Annotated in this window: 10 protein-coding genes and 1 pseudogene; 8 read left to right on the top strand and 3 right to left on the bottom strand. The window is 75.6% G+C overall.

Going from position 1 to position 15774, the window contains the following annotated elements:
- The first annotated feature begins 175 nt into the window (after positions 1-175).
- From ABZ914_RS30105 to ABZ914_RS30090, 4 genes are read left to right on the top strand one after another with little or no spacing between them, the layout of a single operon-like run.
- Positions 176-1090, top strand: coding sequence for an ABC transporter ATP-binding protein (locus tag ABZ914_RS30105; protein WP_500197317.1), 915 nt, complete (start codon positions 176-178; stop codon positions 1088-1090).
- A 12-nt stretch (positions 1091-1102) separates the two neighbouring features.
- A complete protein-coding gene (locus tag ABZ914_RS30100; RefSeq protein ID WP_500197316.1) occupies positions 1103-1837 on the top strand; it encodes an ABC transporter permease in 735 nt (244 codons plus the stop codon).
- Between the two features lies 1 nt (position 1838).
- A complete protein-coding gene (locus ABZ914_RS30095; protein WP_500197314.1) occupies positions 1839-3098 on the top strand; it encodes a sensor histidine kinase in 1260 nt (419 codons plus the stop codon).
- Complete coding sequence (locus ABZ914_RS30090; protein ID WP_500197312.1) at positions 3095-3769, top strand: response regulator; 675 nt, start codon at positions 3095-3097, stop codon at positions 3767-3769. The genes ABZ914_RS30095 and ABZ914_RS30090 overlap by 4 nt, the downstream gene beginning before the upstream one ends.
- Positions 3770-3825: 56 nt before the next feature.
- Here ABZ914_RS30090 and ABZ914_RS30085 read toward each other — a convergent pair whose 3' ends face one another.
- The 3 genes from ABZ914_RS30085 to ABZ914_RS30075 all read right to left on the bottom strand — a co-directional run bounded on the left by ABZ914_RS30085 (position 3826) and on the right by ABZ914_RS30075 (position 10983).
- The gene (locus ABZ914_RS30085; RefSeq protein ID WP_500197310.1) at positions 3826-4740 is read right to left on the bottom strand and encodes an AMP-binding protein; all 915 of its coding nucleotides are present in this window, start codon (positions 4738-4740) and stop codon (positions 3826-3828) included.
- A gap of 77 nt (positions 4741-4817) precedes the next feature.
- Positions 4818-6503 (bottom strand): AMP-binding protein, encoded by a 1686-nt coding sequence (locus tag ABZ914_RS30080; protein ID WP_500197308.1) that lies wholly within the window; start codon positions 6501-6503, stop codon positions 4818-4820.
- Between the two features lie 103 nt (positions 6504-6606).
- Positions 6607-10983, bottom strand: a complete 4377-nt coding sequence (locus ABZ914_RS30075; RefSeq protein ID WP_500197307.1) for a helix-turn-helix transcriptional regulator — start codon at positions 10981-10983, stop codon at positions 6607-6609.
- A gap of 198 nt (positions 10984-11181) precedes the next feature.
- On the opposite strand from ABZ914_RS30075, the gene ABZ914_RS30070 reads away from it, so the two are divergent.
- The 4 genes and pseudogenes from ABZ914_RS30070 to ABZ914_RS30055 form a co-directional block, all read left to right on the top strand.
- On the top strand, positions 11182-12387 hold the full coding sequence (locus ABZ914_RS30070) for a hypothetical protein (RefSeq protein WP_190868149.1): 1206 nt from the start codon (positions 11182-11184) through the stop codon (positions 12385-12387).
- Between the two features lie 2 nt (positions 12388-12389).
- A complete protein-coding gene (locus tag ABZ914_RS30065) occupies positions 12390-13244 on the top strand; it encodes a hypothetical protein (protein ID WP_500197306.1) in 855 nt (284 codons plus the stop codon).
- Positions 13237-13908: a DprA-like winged helix domain-containing protein gene (locus tag ABZ914_RS30060; RefSeq protein WP_500197304.1), complete on the top strand. Its 672-nt coding sequence runs from the start codon at positions 13237-13239 to the stop codon at positions 13906-13908. Before ABZ914_RS30065 ends, ABZ914_RS30060 begins: the two co-directional genes overlap by 8 nt.
- Positions 13905-15774 (top strand): annotated as a pseudogene (locus tag ABZ914_RS30055) (chromosome partitioning protein ParA); the annotation flags it as partial. The gene ABZ914_RS30060 and the pseudogene ABZ914_RS30055, both read left to right, overlap by 4 nt.

Below are 15774 nucleotides of genomic sequence, written 5' to 3'. Positions count from 1 at the left end.
GGGCCCCGGGGCCCGCCCCGGGCGCGCGCGCGCGGTGGCGCCCGCGACGTCTCAGCCCCCTCCACCGATCGGTTGATGCGGCGGATCAGCCGCCGCGTGGCCGGTCGGTCGATGTCCCGGTGAGGCCCGCCCCGGGAGCCTTGTGGTCGTTGGGAGACGACCAGAGGAGCCCGCGTTGGCGATCATCGAGGTGAACGGCCTCAGCAAGCGGTACGGCGGCCGCACCGCCCTGGACGAGGTGTCCTTCTCCGTCGAGGAGGGCGAGATCTTCGGCATCCTCGGCCCGAACGGCGCCGGGAAGACCACGGCGGTCGAGTGCCTGGAGGGCCTGCGCCGCCCCGACGGCGGCACCGCCCGCGTCGCCGGCCTCGACCCGTGGACCGACGGACGCCGGCTGCACGAGCTGATCGGCGTCCAGCTCCAGCAGACCGGCCTGCCCGGATCGATCCGGGTGCGGGAGGCGCTGGAACTGTACGCCTCCTTCTACGCCTCCCCGCGCGACCCCGGCGAGCTGATCGCCCAGTGGGGCCTGGAGGACGAGCGGGACGCCCGGGTCCGCAAGCTGTCCGGCGGGCAGGCGCAGCGGCTGTACATCGCGCTCGCGCTCGTCGGCGCGCCCCGCGTCGCGTTCCTCGACGAGCTGACCACCGGCCTGGACCCGCACGCCCGCCGCGCCACCTGGGAGCTGATCCGCCGGATCCGCGACGACGGCGTCACCGTCGTGCTGATCAGCCACTTCATGGACGAGGCGGAGGAGCTGTGCGACCGGCTCGCCGTCTTCGACGCCGGCCGCATCGTCGCCACCGGCACCCCCGGGCGGCTCATCGAGGAGACCACCGGGGGCGGCGGCCGGATGCGGTTCCGGCCCGTCGACGACCTGGACCTCGCCCTGCTGGCCGGCGTGCCCGGCGTCACCGACGTCCGGCGGTCCGGCGCGTACGTGACCGTCACCGGCCGCGGCGACTTCGCCACCGCGGTCGCCTCCGCGCTCGCCCGCAACCGCGTGGTGGTCGCCGACCTGCGCATCGACCAGCGCACCCTCGACGACGCCTACCTCGCCCTGACCGGCGGGCCGTCCGCCCGCGACTGAAGGAGCCGCAGAATGTTCGGCAAGATCCTGGCCGTCGAGTTCCGGATGCGGATACGCGAGGCCCTCACCCCCGTGTTCGCCGTCGTGCTCCCGCTCGCCCTGCTGTTCGGCTTCGGGCTGATGCCGGACGCCACCAAGCCGTCCGAGAACCTCGGCGGGCAGACCACCACCGAGTACATGGCCGTCCTCGGCACCGGCGTCGCGTTCGCGATCCTCAGCCTCATCATGCTGCCCGGCGTGCTGTCCGACTACCGCGAGCGCGGCGTGCTGCGCCGCATGCGCGCCACCCCCGTCCGGCCGTCGGCGCTGCTCGGCGCCCAGCTGCTGATCAACGCGGGGGCGGGCGCGGTGACCGCCGCCGTCATGATCGTCGCCGGTGCGGCGGCGTTCGGCACCCCCGTGCCGCGCGGCTTCGGCTGGTTCCTGCTCGCCGCGGTCCTGTGCCTGCTCGCGCTGCTGGCGCTCGGCTCGCTCGTCAGCGCCGTCGTGCCGACCGGCCGGGCCGGCAACGCCGTCGGGTCGCTGCTGTTCTTCCCCAGCATGTTCCTCGCCGGCGTGTACATCCCCTACGACCAGATGCCGCGCACCCTGCAGCGGATCTGCGACGTCACGCCTCTCGGCGCCGGCATCCGCTCCATGCGGGACGCCTGGATGGGCCACACGCCGCATCCCCTCCATCTGGCGATAATGGCCGCGTACGCGGTGGTCGCGACCCTGGCCGCCGCCCGGCTCTTCCGGTGGGAGTGACGTGCCTGAACACCAGTACGGCGTCGACGCCTGGGAACGCCGTGAGCGGCTCGCCCTGGGCGTCGTCCCGTACGTCTCGCTGGGGCTGGCGACGGCGCTCGGGCTGCTGGTCGACCACGGGACGCCCGGCAGGATCGCCCTCCAGCTCGGACTGAGCACGGCGGCGGTCGCGTGGGTGACATGGATCGCCGTCCTCCACCCCGACCGGCTGGAGCGCCCCCGCGCCGCGGGCGCCTACTACGTCGTCCTGATCGGCCTGATCGGCGCGCTGATCTCGATGAACGGGATGTACGGGTTCGCGATCATCACCGGGTACATGCACGCGTTCTGGCTCGGGCCCCGCTGGCGGGCCCTCGCCGTGATCGTCTGCGCCTCGCTCGGCGCCGCGGCGCAGATGGGCGGGATCGGGAGCATCGACCGCGGGAACCTGCTCGTCTACCTGCTGGTCTTCGCGGTGAACGTGCTGCTGGCGGGCGGTATCACCCTGTTCGCCTGGCGCATCAGCGAGGAGTCCGACCGGCGCCGCGACGTCATCGCCGAGCTCGCCGAGGCGAACGCGCGGCTGGAGGCGGCCCTGGAGGAGAACGCCGGCCTGCACGCCCAGCTCCTCGCGCAGGCCCGCGAGGCCGGCGTGCACGACGAGCGGCAGCGGATGGCCGGCGAGATCCACGACACCATCGCGCAGGGCCTCGCCGGCGTCGTCACCCAGCTCCAGGCCGCCCGGCAGGCCCGCGAGCGCGACCGCGACTGGGAACGGCACGTGGACGTCGCGCAGCGGATGGCGCGCGACAGCCTCGCCGAGGCCCGCCGGTCCGTCCAGGCGCTGCGGCCGCAGTCGCTGGAGGAGTCCGCGCTGCCCGAGGCGCTCACCGAGGTCGCCGGCCGCTGGACGGCCCTGCACGGCGTTCCCGCCGAAGTCAGGACCACCGGTACCGTACGGACCATGCACCCGGAGGTCGAAGGGACGCTGCTGCGCACCGCGCAGGAGGCGCTGGCGAACGTCGCCAAGCACGCCGGCGCGTCCCGCGTCGCGGTGACCCTGTCGTACATGGGCGACCTGATCACCCTGGACGTCCGCGACGACGGCGCCGGGTTCGCGCCCGACCGCGTCACGCCGACCGCGGACGGCGGCTACGGGCTCACCGCGATGCGCCGCCGCGTCGCCCGCGTCGCCGGGACGCTGGAGATCGAGTCGGAGCCGGGCGCGGGCACCGCGATCTCCGCGAGCGTCCCCGCCGTCCCGATGGGCGACGCCGGATGACCGGTGACACGATCACCCTGCTCATCGCCGACGACCATCCCGTGGTCCGCGACGGGCTGCGCGGCATGTTCACCGGGGAGCCCGGCTTCGAGGTGCTCGCCGAGGCCGCCGACGGCGCGGAGGCGGTGCGGCTCGCCGAGGCCCTCCGCCCGGACGTCGTGCTGATGGACCTGCGGATGCCCGGCACCGACGGCGTCACCGCCATCACCCGGATGGCGGAGCGCGGCCTGCCCGCCCGGGTGCTGGTGCTGACCACCTACGACACCGACAGCGACGTGCTGCCCGCGATCGAGGCGGGCGCCACCGGCTACCTGCTCAAGGACGCGCTGCAGGACGAGCTGTTCCGCGCGGTCCGCGCCGCGGCCCGCGGCGAGTCCGTGCTGTCGCCGTCGGTGGCGGCACGGCTGATGAGCCGGATGCGCACCGCCGCCGCCCGCCCCGCGGCGCCGCGCGGCGAGGAGTCGCTCAGCCCCCGCGAGCTGGAGGTCCTCGGCCTGATCGCGCGCGGCAGCACCAACCGGGAGGCCGCCGCCCGCCTGTTCATCAGCGAGGCCACGGTGAAGACCCACCTGCTGCACATCTACGGCAAGCTCGGCGTGAACGACCGCGCCGCCGCGGTCGCCGCGGCCTTCGACCGCGGCCTCCTCCAGCCCGGCTCCACATCCCCCTGACGAACTCACCCTCCAGACGAGCCGCTCAAAACACCAGGCTCTCTTAAGCGGGCTGCTCAGGGCAGCGGCGATACCGTCCAGCCGTGCCGGATCCGGCAGGCGCGCGCCGCTTCCACCGACGGCGCGCCTGCCACCAGCACCCGGAGCCCGCGCGCCGGGACCGCGCCGTGGTCGAACGCCAGCGCGCGCAGCTTCGCGGGGCCGACGACCAAGGCGGTCGCTCCGTACCGCAGGACCGCTTCCAGCAGCTCGCGGGCGCCCGGCTCCGGCACTCCGGCGAACACGGCGCCCTGGACCAGGCACAGGTCGATGAGCCCGACCCACGTCCGCACCGGCACGTCCGAACCGCAGCAGACCAGCACGTCGTCCTGTCCGAGCGCGATGGTGCCGGCCAGGCGGTAGAGGTCCGCGAGCCGATCGGCATGCGTGACGTCCTCGCGCGGGCCAGTGAGCCGCAGCGCCGCGTCGCGCAGCGGATCGGGGGACGGCGCCTCGCCGGACCCGGTACCCGCCTCCAGCAGCCGGTCGAACGGGGTGGCGCCCGGCACGTCCCCGAACGCGAAGACCTGCCGCACGTACGAGTCGTCCGCTGCGGCCATCGACCGCGCGGCGGTCCCCTCCCCCGTCATCAGGAACCGCGCGCCCGCCTCGTTCATCATCGCGGCGAGCTCGTCCGCGGGCGCGTCCGGCGGCAGCGGCGCGGGCACGGCTCCGGCCGCGCCGACCGCGTGCACGGCGAGTGCCAGGTCGCAGGCGTCCGCGAGGTGGATCGCGCCGACGTCGCCGCCGCGCACCCCGTGCCACCGCAGCCCCCGGGCCGCCGCGGGCACCGCCTCCGCGAACCGGGCGCGGCCCAGCGGCCGTCCCCGGTCGACGACCGCCGTCCGGTCGCCGCCGCCCATCGCCGCCAGCACCGTCCGCGTCACCGTCGCGTCGGCGACGCCCACCGCGCCGGTCTCTCCGTCCAGCATGCGGCGACCGTAGGCCCGGCTCCAGCGCCGCCACATCCGAAGACCTATGTAGACACATGTGTAGCCGCCCAGGTGGATCACGGGAGGCGGCCGAGGCCGGCACGGTCGAGGAGGGCCCGGCGCCGGACGCGCCCGCCGGGGTCGCGGGGGATCTCCTCGACGAGGTGCACGGCGACGACCCCGCGGCGCCCGGCGACGTGCGTGTCGAGGTAGGCGAGCAGGTCGTCGGCGGAGGTCTCGTCGGTGACGACGGCGAACGCGTGCGGCGCCAGGCCGAGGTCCTCGTCGGGGACGGGCGCGACGGCGGCGTCCGACACCGCGGGATGCGCGGCGAGCACCGCCTCGGGTTCGCCGGGCGGCTCGGGCCGGGCGCGTCCCACCCGGCCGAGCACGAACACGCGGCCGTGGTCGTCGGCGAACGCGGAGTCGCCGGTCGGCAGCCAGCGGACGGGGACGGCGGCGGTCCGGGCCACCGGCAGCCGCACGCACAGTTCGCCCGGCTGGTAGGACGGCTGGCCGGCGCCGGTCCGCGGGTGGACGACGCACCACTTCACGCCGGGCAGGCCACGTCCGACGGAGTCCAGCGTGCCCTCCTCGGCGGCGCGCAGGTTGAGGTGCGTGATGCCGGCGGCCTCGGCGAGCCCGTACGCCTGCCTGACCGGGCAGCCGAGCCGGGCCGCGGCGGCGCGCGCGTCCTCGGCGGCGAGCGGCCCGCCCACGGTGACGACGGCGCGCAGCGTCCGCAGGTCGTAGCGGCCGACCGTGCGATCGCGGCCGAGCGCCTCGGCCAGGGACGGCGGCAGCACCGCCACGGTCGCGCGCCACCGCTGCAACGCGCGCAGCAGGTCGTGGCGGCCGCCGGTGAAGGCGACGATCGTGGCGCCGAGACGCAGGCCCGGGTTGAGGACGCCGTTCAGGCCGAGGACCCCGGTGAGCGGCAGCGCGGTCAGCACGGTGTCGGCGGCGCCGATCATGCCGGCCTCGGCGACCCGCACCAGGGCGGCGACCATCTCCGCGTGGGTGAGCCGGACGGTCCGACCCGGTCCGGGCGGACCACCGGCGCAGACGATGAGCGCGAGATCGCGCGCCGGGTCGACGGGGACCACCGGCGCCGCGACACCCGTCGACCGCGCCGAGAACGGCTCGGTACCGGCTTCCGCGGCGCCGGGATCGCGGCCCGGGCCGACAGGAGCCTCCGATGCAGCGGCACCGGTCAACAGCGCAGAGAACGGCTCGGTGCCGGGTTCCGCGTGGCCGGAGTCGCGGGCCGGATCCACGGGGGCCGTCGGCGCTGCGGCACCGGTGAGCAGTGCCGAGAACGGCTCGGTACCGGGTTCCTCGCCGAAGCAGAACAGCCGCCACTCCTGCCCCCGGACGTCATCGGCGAGCCCCGGCCACGTGATCACTGTCCGGGCTCCGGCGGACTCCAGCAGCCGCGCGGTTTCGGCAGCGGACAGGCCGCCCACGGGGAACGGGACGGCGCCTGCGGCGGTGACCGCGTGCAGCGCGAGGGCGAACTCGGGGCCGCCCGGCAGGTGCAGGCCCACCACGTCCCCCGGCCGGATCCCCTCCCGCACGAGCCCGGCCGCCGCCGCGCCCGTCCGCGCGGCCAGCTCGCCGTACGTCAGCGACCGGCCGGACGACGCGTCGGCCACGGCGGGCCGCGCGGTCTTCTCCGGTCCGGAACCGGCCCCGCCGAGCACGGCACGCGTCACCGTCGCACCGGGGTACGCGGCGGCCACGTCCACACCCTGGGAGATCATGCGCCGACGCTATGTTGGACGCCGCGTCAGCACATGCACCGGACTACGCAGGCATGGTCGTATTCAGCACCCCCTCCCCGCTCCGAGATGTGTACACACCCCCTCAGTCCTCGGGCGAAAGGGTCTCCACGACCCATGCGGCGATCTGCGCACGGGACGAGTAGCCCAGCTTGGTCAGGATGTTCGTCACGTGCCGCGCGACGGTTGCCGGGCTGATCACCAGCTCGTCCGCGATCCCGCGGTTGGTCAACCCGCGCGCGACGAGCCGTGCGACCTCCCGCTCCCGCCCTGTCAACGTGCTCGGCGGCGTGAACGGCCGAGCCCGCCCCTCCATCGCCCGCCCCCCGCCTGGGCCGCTCCGAGGACGTGCATCCGGCGCCTCGCCCCTTTGCTCACCACCCAGAAGGTCCCGTCCGGCCTCCCACTCGCCGCTGGCGTCCGACGCAAGTCCGCCCCAGGTCTGCCCCGCCTCTTCCGACCCGCCCTTCACCCCGAACCGCTCACCAGCCGCCGTCTCACCGCTGAGGCTTCCCTGGCCTGCCCCCGCCTCCGGTTCGCCCCCACCCCACGCCGCTGCTCCTTGCGCTCCCAACCGCGTCACCGCTCCTGATCCCTGCGACTCGTCCACCGCCCCGCCGCCGGAAACCCATCGACCGCCCACCTGCCCACCACCCACCTGCCCACCACCCACCTGCCCACCACCCACCTGCCCACCACCCACCTGCCCGCCACCTTGTCGCTCACCACCCCGCCGCTCGCCACCCTCCTGTCCGCCACCCTCCTGCCCGCCGCCCACCTGCCCGCCGCCCACCTGCCCGCCGCCTCGCCGCTCACCGCCCTGCCCCTCACCGCCCTGCCCCTCACCGCGCCGCCCCTCACCGCGCCGCCCACTAGGCGCCGCACCCAGCCCCCGCCCATCCCAATACCGCCCCGCCACCGACCCCGACGACGCATCCCCCTGCTCCACACTCGACCCCCGCCCGCCGCTCTGCCGCCCGGCGCTCTGCCAACCAGGCACCACACCCGTCCCCCGCCCGTCCCCAAACCGCCCCGCCCCCGACCCCGACGAAGCACCTGGCTGCTCCACACTCGACCCCCGCCCGCCGCTCTGCTGCCCGCCGCTCTGCCGGCTGGGCGCGACACCCGGCCCCCGCTCGTCCCCATACCGCCCTGCCGCCGACCCCGGCGACGCATCCGTCTGCTCCGCACTCGGCACTTGTCCGCCGGTCTCCTGCCGAACGCTCCAGACTCGGTCCTCGCTCTGCTCCTGCCAGCCGAGTCCTTGGCCCCCGACCGCGCCCGGACGTGGCTCCTCCTCGGAGGGCACTGCCGCCGATCCCTGCGACATGTCTGGCTGCTCGGAACCTGTCACTTGTCGCCCGGCCTCCCGCTCACCGGGCCGCTGTTCCTGATTCGCGCTCGGCTCCTGCTCGTTCTCATGCCGCGTCACCGCCGGTCCTGGCGACGCGCCCGCCGACTCGCCGCTTCGGGTCTGGCGCCCGCTCTCCTCGTGCCAGCCGAGCCCCTGCGCCCAGACCGCACCTATCTCTCGCTCGTCCCGGAACCGTTCTGCCGCCGGTCCTTGCTTCGCGCTCGTCGGCTCGCTTGTGGAGCGTCGTCGACCGCTGTCCTGACCGCTGCTTCGCTGGGCAGGTATCGCTCCCTGGCCCGGCTTGTCCTCACCCCGAGTCGCCGCTGGTCCTGGCGTGTTTTCCTGCTCAACACGTGGCTCTTGTCCGCCGGTCTTCTGCTGGGCGAGTTCCTGTACGTGAGCCGGGCTTGGCTCTTTCACGTCCTTCTGCCGCGTCACTGTTGCGCCTTGCGACGGGTCTGCCGGGTCGTTCGGTCTTTGGCGGTCGGATTCGGGTCGTCGGGCCGTGGGCGACTCTGGGGTGGCTTCGGAACTCAGCGCGTTTGCTGGGGGCTGCGCTGCGCGTGCGGGGGCGCTGTCCGGCTTGCGCGGGACGGACTGCGCAGCTGGAGTGAAGCGCGTCTTTGGTTGTTCGCGCGTGTTGGCCGGTAATTGCGCCGCGGTGGGCCGCCGTGCGCCTGGCTCCTTGCCTCCGCTTTTCTGGTTTCGCAGTGCGCTCGACTCTGGTGCCCCGCCGGGATGGGTTGAGTGCTGTGTTGCGCTTGCCTGGTTGCTGATGGGTGGGCGGCGGACGGCTTCCTGGGCTGCGTTCGGTTCGTTTTCCGTCGTTGGTTCTCGGGTGGGGCGGGGCGTCGGGTGTTCGCGGGTGGGTGGTGCGGGCGGCTGGGGTTGTTCTTGGCTGGGGCGTGGAGGGGGGACGGGAGTGGGTGCGACGTTGTGGGCGTGGAGGGCGTAGTCGACCGCGTCGTCGGGGGGCATCGCGCGGCCCTCGCCCCAGAACTGGGCGACGAGGGGCTCGCCGAGGCGGCGGCGGATCGGTTCCAGCATCCGTTCGCGGCGGGCGCCGGCGGCGGGGTGGCGGCCGGTGGCCTCGCGGAGCGCGGACGCGGCGCCGGCGAGCGTCACCGCGCCGCGCGCGTCGCCCTCGACGGCGACCAGTTCGGCGAAGGTCTCCAGCGCGCGGGCGACGTCGAGGCGGATGCCCGACGAGCGGCTCAGCGACAGGCTCTCCGCCAGCGCCTCACGCGCGGACGCCACGTCCCGCTGCTCCAGCGCGACCCGGCCGATGCCGGCGAGCGCCCGCGCCATCTCCGGACGCGCCCCGATCTCCGCCAGGATCGGCAGGACGTCGGCGTAGTGGGCGCGGGCCGCGCCGGGGTCGCCGCGGAGTTCGGCGAGCCGGCCGAGGCCGATGATGGCGTGCGCGGCGCCCCAGAGCTGCCCGATCTCCCGCATCAGCCTCGCGCCCGCGTCGAGGAGCTCGCGGGCCTCGCGGAGGCGGACCCGGCGGATCAGCAGGTAGCCGCGGGTGATCCGGGCGTAGGCGCGGACCCAGTCCAGGCCAGGCCCGGCGGCGATGGCGTCGGCCTCGTCCAGCCGCCGCGCGGCGTCCGTGAACCGGCCCGCGCGGGCGAGCGACTCGGCCAGCGTGACCAGGGCGGACGCGGTGGCGAACGTGTCCCCGGCGGCCCGGCAGGGGCCGAGGGCCTCCTCGGCGTACCGGGCGGCCTGGGCGAAGTCGCGGCCGCCGACGGCCAATTGTGCGCGCCCCGCGAGCGCCGCGCCCAGGATGCGCGGGTCGGTGCCGTGCGAGCGGGCGAGGAACCGGTCCGTCCAGTCGGCCCATTCGGCGACGCGGCCCCGGACGATCCAGAAGGTGCGCAGCGCGGTGCACAGCCGCAGGCCCTTGCCGATGTCGCCGCGGTCCAGCGACCAGGTGAGCGCGGCCTGGACGTTCCCGAGTTCGGCGTCGTACCGGCGGAACAGCGCGACCCGGTCGGCCCAGGCGCCGGGCACCTCCGCCATGCCGAGCCTCCCGTGGCGCTCGGCGTCCTCCAGTACCGCGTCGCGGTGCCGGTTCCGGAACTCCGCGTCCTCGCCCGCCTCCGCGAGGCGTTCGGCGGCGTACTCCCGGATGCTGTCGAGCTGGTGGAACCGGACCTGCCCCGCCATCTCCCCCGCCACGGCCACCAGGGACTTGTCGACCAGCGCGGTCAGCAGGTCCAGCACGTCCTCGGCGGGGAGCGCGGCGTCCGCGCAGACGTGCTCGGCCTGCTCGAGGGTCCAGCCGGCGAACACCGACAGCCGGCGCAGCAGCGTCCGCTCCCGCTCGTCGAGCAGGTCGTGGCTCCAGTCGATCGCCGCGCGGAGCGTCCGCTGCCGGGGCGGCGCGGTCCGGTCGCCGGCGCTGAGCAGCCGGAACCGGTCGGCGAGGCGGCCGGCCATCTGCTCGACCGACAGCACCCGGACGCGCGCGGCCGCCAGTTCCAGTGCCAGCGGCATGCCGTCCAGCGCCCGCGTGACCTCCTCGACGCCGCCGGTGACGTCGAAGCCGGGGCGGGCGGCGCGGGCCCGGTCGGCGAACAGGCGCACCGCCTCGTGCGGTTCGAGCGGCGGGACCCGCCAGACGTTCTCGCCCGCCATCCGCAGCGGCTCGCGGCTGGTCGCCAGCACCCGCATCCGCGGGCAGCGGGCCAGCAGCAGGCCGGTCAGCTCCGCGCACTCCTCGATGACGTGCTCGCAGTTGTCCAGGACGATCAGGACCGACGGCCCGCGCAGCGCGTCGGCGAGCGTGTCGGCGGTCCGGCGGCCCTCCTCCTCCGCCACGTCCAGCACCGCCGCGACGCGCCGCGCGACCGGCTCGGGCGTGCCGTCGGCGCGGACGCCGGCGAGTTCCACGAGCCAGACGCCGTCGGGGTGGGCGTCCAGCATCGTCCGCGCGACGTGCAGGGCCAGCCGCGTCTTGCCGATGCCGCCCGCTCCGCACAGCGTGACCGCCCGCATGCCCTCCAGGAGGCGGCGCAGGTCGGCCACGTCGCGCTCGCGGCCGACGAAGGCGTTGGGTTCGGCGGGGAGGTTCGTCCTCAGGGGAGATCTCGGGTCGCTCATGCCCCTCCTGCCGTGTCCGAAGGGCCCGGCCCGTTGCGCTCCGTGCCCTGGTGCGGCCTGCGGCCCGCGAAGTCCGGGTCGCTCTGTGAGTGTGTCATCGCTGTGCGTGCCCCGTCTGCGGTTTCGGGGGCCCGTTCTCGCGGGCGGTCCCGCCGCCGATTCCACCTTGGGCGCCGCGGGGCCGTACCGTAGTGCGCCGTGTCCACCGCCTCCGAGAACGCGGCCGCCAGCCTCGACGACGTGCTGGTCGGCGAGGCCGTGCTGGGCGTGTACCGGCAGATGTTCGCGGCGCTGGCGCGCGACAGCGGCGCCGTGGTGGACGATCCCGAGCTGGTGGACGTCGCCGAGACGCTGCTCGCCGCGTTCGCCGACGCGGGCGAGGACGGGCTGAGCCGGGAGCAGATGCGGTACGTGTGCCGCCGGTACCCGTCCGAGGTGTTCGAGAACCGTCTGCGGGTGCTGAAGGGGCTCGGCGCCGTCCGGGAGGTGTTCCCCAAGCCGAACCAGCTGCGGTACCGGGCGTCGTTCACCAGCGTGGTCGGGCTGATGTTCGTGCGGCGGATGATGCTGGACGGCGGGCAGAGCGAGATGCACCGGCTCCTCGCGCTGGAGCAGCTCAACGTCGCCGACCCGCGGATGACGCCCGAGCAGGCGCGCGACGGCGCGGAGGGCCTGGCCCGCGCGTTCCGGCTGTGGAGCGTCGAGCTCGTCACGCTCACCAACGGGACGATCGAGGAGCTGCGGGAGCAGGCGCCGAAGCTGTGGGGCACCGAGGAGATCCTGCTGCGCGCCGAGCGGCTGCACGGGGCGATCCTGCGGCGGTGGCCGCAGCTCGACCGCACCTGCACGGACCTGCGCGCCGCCATCTACGCCTACGGCGACGCGTCGCGGCGCGCGGCCGCGCGCCTCACGGACTCCGCGGGCACGACCCGCAACCTGACCCTCCTTCCGCCCGAGACGTGGCGCACCTTCGCGCGCACCGCGGGCCGCGAGGAGCTCGCGGCGGTCCTGGACGGTTTCGTGTTCGACGCCGCCGCGCCGTGGCACGAGCCGTCCGCGGTGGTGACCGCCGTCGAGGACGGGCCGCGCGCGACCCCGCCGCGGCCGGCGCCGCCGCGGCCGTCCGTGCCCGACACCGGGCTGTCGTCGGAGACGGGCTCCGACATCACGGCGATGGAGCGGCTGCGCGCCATGGCGGAGGAGGTCCTGCGCGGACGGGACCGGGTCGCCGTGCACGACGTCCTCGCGCAGGACTGGGTGACCGCGCGCCGGACGCTGGCCGACCTGTCGTCGGCCCATCTGCACCCCGAGCTGCCGTACCGGCTCGTCTGGTCGGACGGCCTGGACGTCCGCCCGGACGGCGCGCCCACCTGGGTGACGCCGGGATGGTTCGAGAGGACGTGACCGTGGACCCGCAGGTTCTCGCGCGGGCCCGCGCCCGCGTGCTCGGCGCCCCGTCGGTCGCGGCGGCCGATCCGGTCCCGGCGGGGACGGCCGCGGCCACGGACGGCGACCGGGTGTGGCTGCTGCCGATCTGGCCGGACGGCGCGACGCCCGCGCTTCTGGAGGAGTACGAGACCGCGCCCATGCCGCTGGACCGCGCGGGGCAGGCGCGCCGGGTGCTCGCCGCCGCGCTGCGATGCTGCTGGACGCGGCTGGACGACGCCCCGTGGCCGGGAGCGCCGGCGACGGTCGCGGCCGTCCTGGACGTCTACGCGGGCATGTCCCGGGGAGACGCGGACCTGGCGCGCCGCTGGGCCACCGGCGAGCTGCGCCGCTTGGCCGACACCGGATGGCTCCTCCTGGACGAGGGCACCGCCGCGAAGAGCGGCACCGTCCGTCCCGGTCCGCGGGTCTCCCTCTGGGCGGAGCACACGCTGTCGTCGCTGCGCTCCCTTCTGCACCGCCTGCCCGAACCCCCGCCGCCTCCCGCGGTATCGCACGCCCAGGATCCGCTCGACGAGCCTCCGGCCGTCCCGTCCCCCCGTCCCGCCGAACCGGCCGACGACGAGCCGGCTTCGGCCGCGGAGCCTTCGGGGTCGGATAGTGAACGTGCGTCATCCGCGCCTCCTGTGGTGTTCAGGTCACCTTCCGTGAACGAGCCTGCCGCGCCCCCGGCACCGGTGGCGGAAAAATCTCTTTCTGTGGATAACTCGCCGCCGACCGGCCCCGACGAGGCCGATCCGGACCCGGGAGACGGCTCACGGGCCGCACACGAGGACGCGTCGCGTGAGGAAGGTCCGGGGAGCGGCGGTGAGTGAGCTGTTCGAGGGCCTGCTGCGCGGCTATGACGAGCGGCGGCGGGCGGAGCTGGTCGCGGCGTACATGGCGGTGGAGCACGCCGCCGAGCCGGTGCCGGAGGTGCGGTTCCCGGCGCTGCGGGAGCCGGCGCTGCGGCGGACGGTCGAGGAGATGCTGGCGCTGAGCGGCCGGACGCTGGTCCGGTCGGCGCAGACGTCGTGGATCTCGGGATACCGGGACGACGTCGCGGCGGAGCTGGCGAAGGACGAGGAGTGCGTGCCGCCGGTGCAGGAGCGGGCGGTGCTGACGCTGGTGCTGATCCATTCGGTGGCGATCCCGCGCGCGGCGGGGCTGCTGGAGGACGACTCGTGGCTGTCGCCGTACCCCACGCCGGTGGAGGAGCTGAGGCGGCGGACGCAGCTGCCCGTCGGGGAGCTCGAGGCGGCGCTGCGGCGGCTGCGGCTGGCCGGGCTGGTGGCGCAGGTGAAGGCGGGCGCCGACCCGGCCGACCCGGTGCAGGCGGGCGGCTTCGTGCCGGGGCCGCAGTTCCACCGGCTGACGCCGGCGGCGCGCAGGCGGCTGCAGGAGGAGCTGATCCTGGCCGCGGGGCCGGACTCGCCGCTGGCGGCGGCGATCCGGGCGCGGCGGCGGGGGCGGGAACGCGAGCAGGGGGAGAGCGAATGACGGCCGTGCTGGAACCGCTGGTGCCGGGGCCCGTCCGGGACGCGGAGAACCTCGTCGGCGACCGGACGCTGGTGGCGGTGCAGGCGGTGAACATCTCGCGGCTGTCGACGCATCCGGTGCCGACCGTGCCGGGCACGCTGATCGTGGTGGCGGGGCAGGGCCCGAAGGACTCCAACGGGGCGGGCAAGTCGTCGTTCATCGCGGCGATCACGGCGCTGCTGGGCGACGAGCAGTGGCGGTTCGCGTCGGGTGCGCGGGCCGTGGCCGAGCTGCTGTTCAACGCGGAGCTGGCGGCGCAGGGCGACAGCCAGTGGGCGAGCGCGGACCACGGGTACATCGTGGGCGTCTTCGACTACGCCGAGGCCGCCGACCCGGACGTCCGGACCGAGGACGGCCAGGACGGGGACGGCCAGGACGGGGACGGGGACGACGACCGCGAGACCGCGCTGACCGTGTGGCTGCGGGTGAACGTGGACGCGCCGCATCTGGAGATCCGCTGGCAGGAGGGCGTGTACCTGGCGTCGGCGCCGTCGGAGGCGGGACGTGTCGCGCTCGCGGACCGGCTGTGGGCGAGCCTGCCGCGCAGCGCCGGCCGCCGCGACCTGGTGGCGAAGGACCTGAGCCGCGTCCTGTACGGCGGGCAGGTGCGGTGCGTGTCGTTCCTGTCGACGTCGGTGCGGTCGAAGGTCGCGACGAACCTGCTGTCGCAGCCGCTGAACGAGATCAGCCCGGAGCGGATCTTCAGCGCGATCGCGGCGCTGACGGGCCTGGACCGGGAGCTGGAGGCCGAGCGCAAGTCGCGGGCGGAGGAGCACCGCGAGCGGTCGAAGGCCGCGGAGGCGGCGGACCGGCTCGCGGAGTGGGAGCGCGAGGCGGCGGCGCTGCTGAAGACGTTCGACCGGCGCGACCGGGCGCGCGAGGAGGTCGCGGCGGCGCTGCGGCACTGGCGGACGCGGCAGGCGCGGCTGCTCGGGGACGCGGCGGAGTCCGACGCGGCGCTCGCCGCCGAGCAGGAGGGGCTGCGGGCCGAGGCCGAGGAGCTGGCGGCGGCGGCGAAGGCGGCGGAGCGGGAGATCGAGCAGCTCACCGGGGGCGCGCTGGACGCGCAGCTCGGCGAGGCGAGCGCTGCGCTGGCGGAGCTGAAGGGGCAGGCCGACAAGCTCGGCGCGGACAAGGCGGTCGCCCGCAACCGCATGGAGGAGCTGCGGCGGCAGGTGTCGGCGCTGGAGGAGCGGCGGCGGGAGGCCGACGGGCGGGACGGCGCCGCCGCGAAGGCGGAGCTGGCGGACGCGGAGGCGCGCCGGGACGAGGCGCAGCAGGAGTTCGGGATGGCGCGCGGCGCCGTCGCGCGCGCGGAGCGGTCGCTGGCGGAGGCGGAGGCGGGCGAGAGCAGCGCGCCCGCGCAGATCCGGGCGCTGGCCGCCGCCGGGATCGCGGCGGTGGGGCTGCTGGACGCGGTGGAGCTGGCCGAGGACGTCCGCGACCGGTGGGAGGCCGCGCTGTGGCCGTACCGGGAGGCCGTCGTGGTCGGGACGTCCGATCTGGACGCGGCGGCGGACGCGCTGAAGGGGCTGCCCGGCTCGATGATCGTCCCGGCGGACGGGGAGCTGAACCCGGGCGGCGAGCCGGTGCCGGGGCATCCCGAGGGAGTCCGGTGCGCGCTGCCGCTGACGCGCTTCTTCGGCGCCTTCGACGGCGATGGGAAGGGCGTCGTGATCGTCGGCGGGTTCCCCGAGCCGGTGACGGGGCGGGTGGCGCGCGTGCAGGCGGCGCGGGCCGCGCTGGAGGCGGCGAAGGACGCGCTGGAGAGCGCGCGGCAGGCGACGTCCGACGCCGCCGCCGACGTGGCGCGCGCGGGGCGCCGCC

It is taken from the genome of Spirillospora sp. NPDC046719 (genome assembly GCF_040645715.1).
GTDB lineage: Bacteria > Actinomycetota > Actinomycetes > Streptosporangiales > Streptosporangiaceae > Spirillospora.
The sequence above is the reverse complement of the archived record's forward strand: the minus strand, read 5'-3'. Positions and strand labels throughout refer to the sequence as shown.

Coding starts and splice junctions, on each gene's coding strand:
- ABZ914_RS30100 (WP_500197316.1), top strand. CDS start 1,103: ATGTTCGGCAAGATCCTGGCCGTCGAGTTCCGGATGCGGATACGCGAG.
- ABZ914_RS30090 (WP_500197312.1), top strand. CDS start 3,095: ATGACCGGTGACACGATCACCCTGCTCATCGCCGACGACCATCCCGTG.
- ABZ914_RS30085 (WP_500197310.1), bottom strand. CDS start 4,740: ATGCTGGACGGAGAGACCGGCGCGGTGGGCGTCGCCGACGCGACGGTG.
- ABZ914_RS30080 (WP_500197308.1), bottom strand. CDS start 6,503: ATGATCTCCCAGGGTGTGGACGTGGCCGCCGCGTACCCCGGTGCGACG.
- ABZ914_RS30075 (WP_500197307.1), bottom strand. CDS start 10,983: ATGAGCGACCCGAGATCTCCCCTGAGGACGAACCTCCCCGCCGAACCC.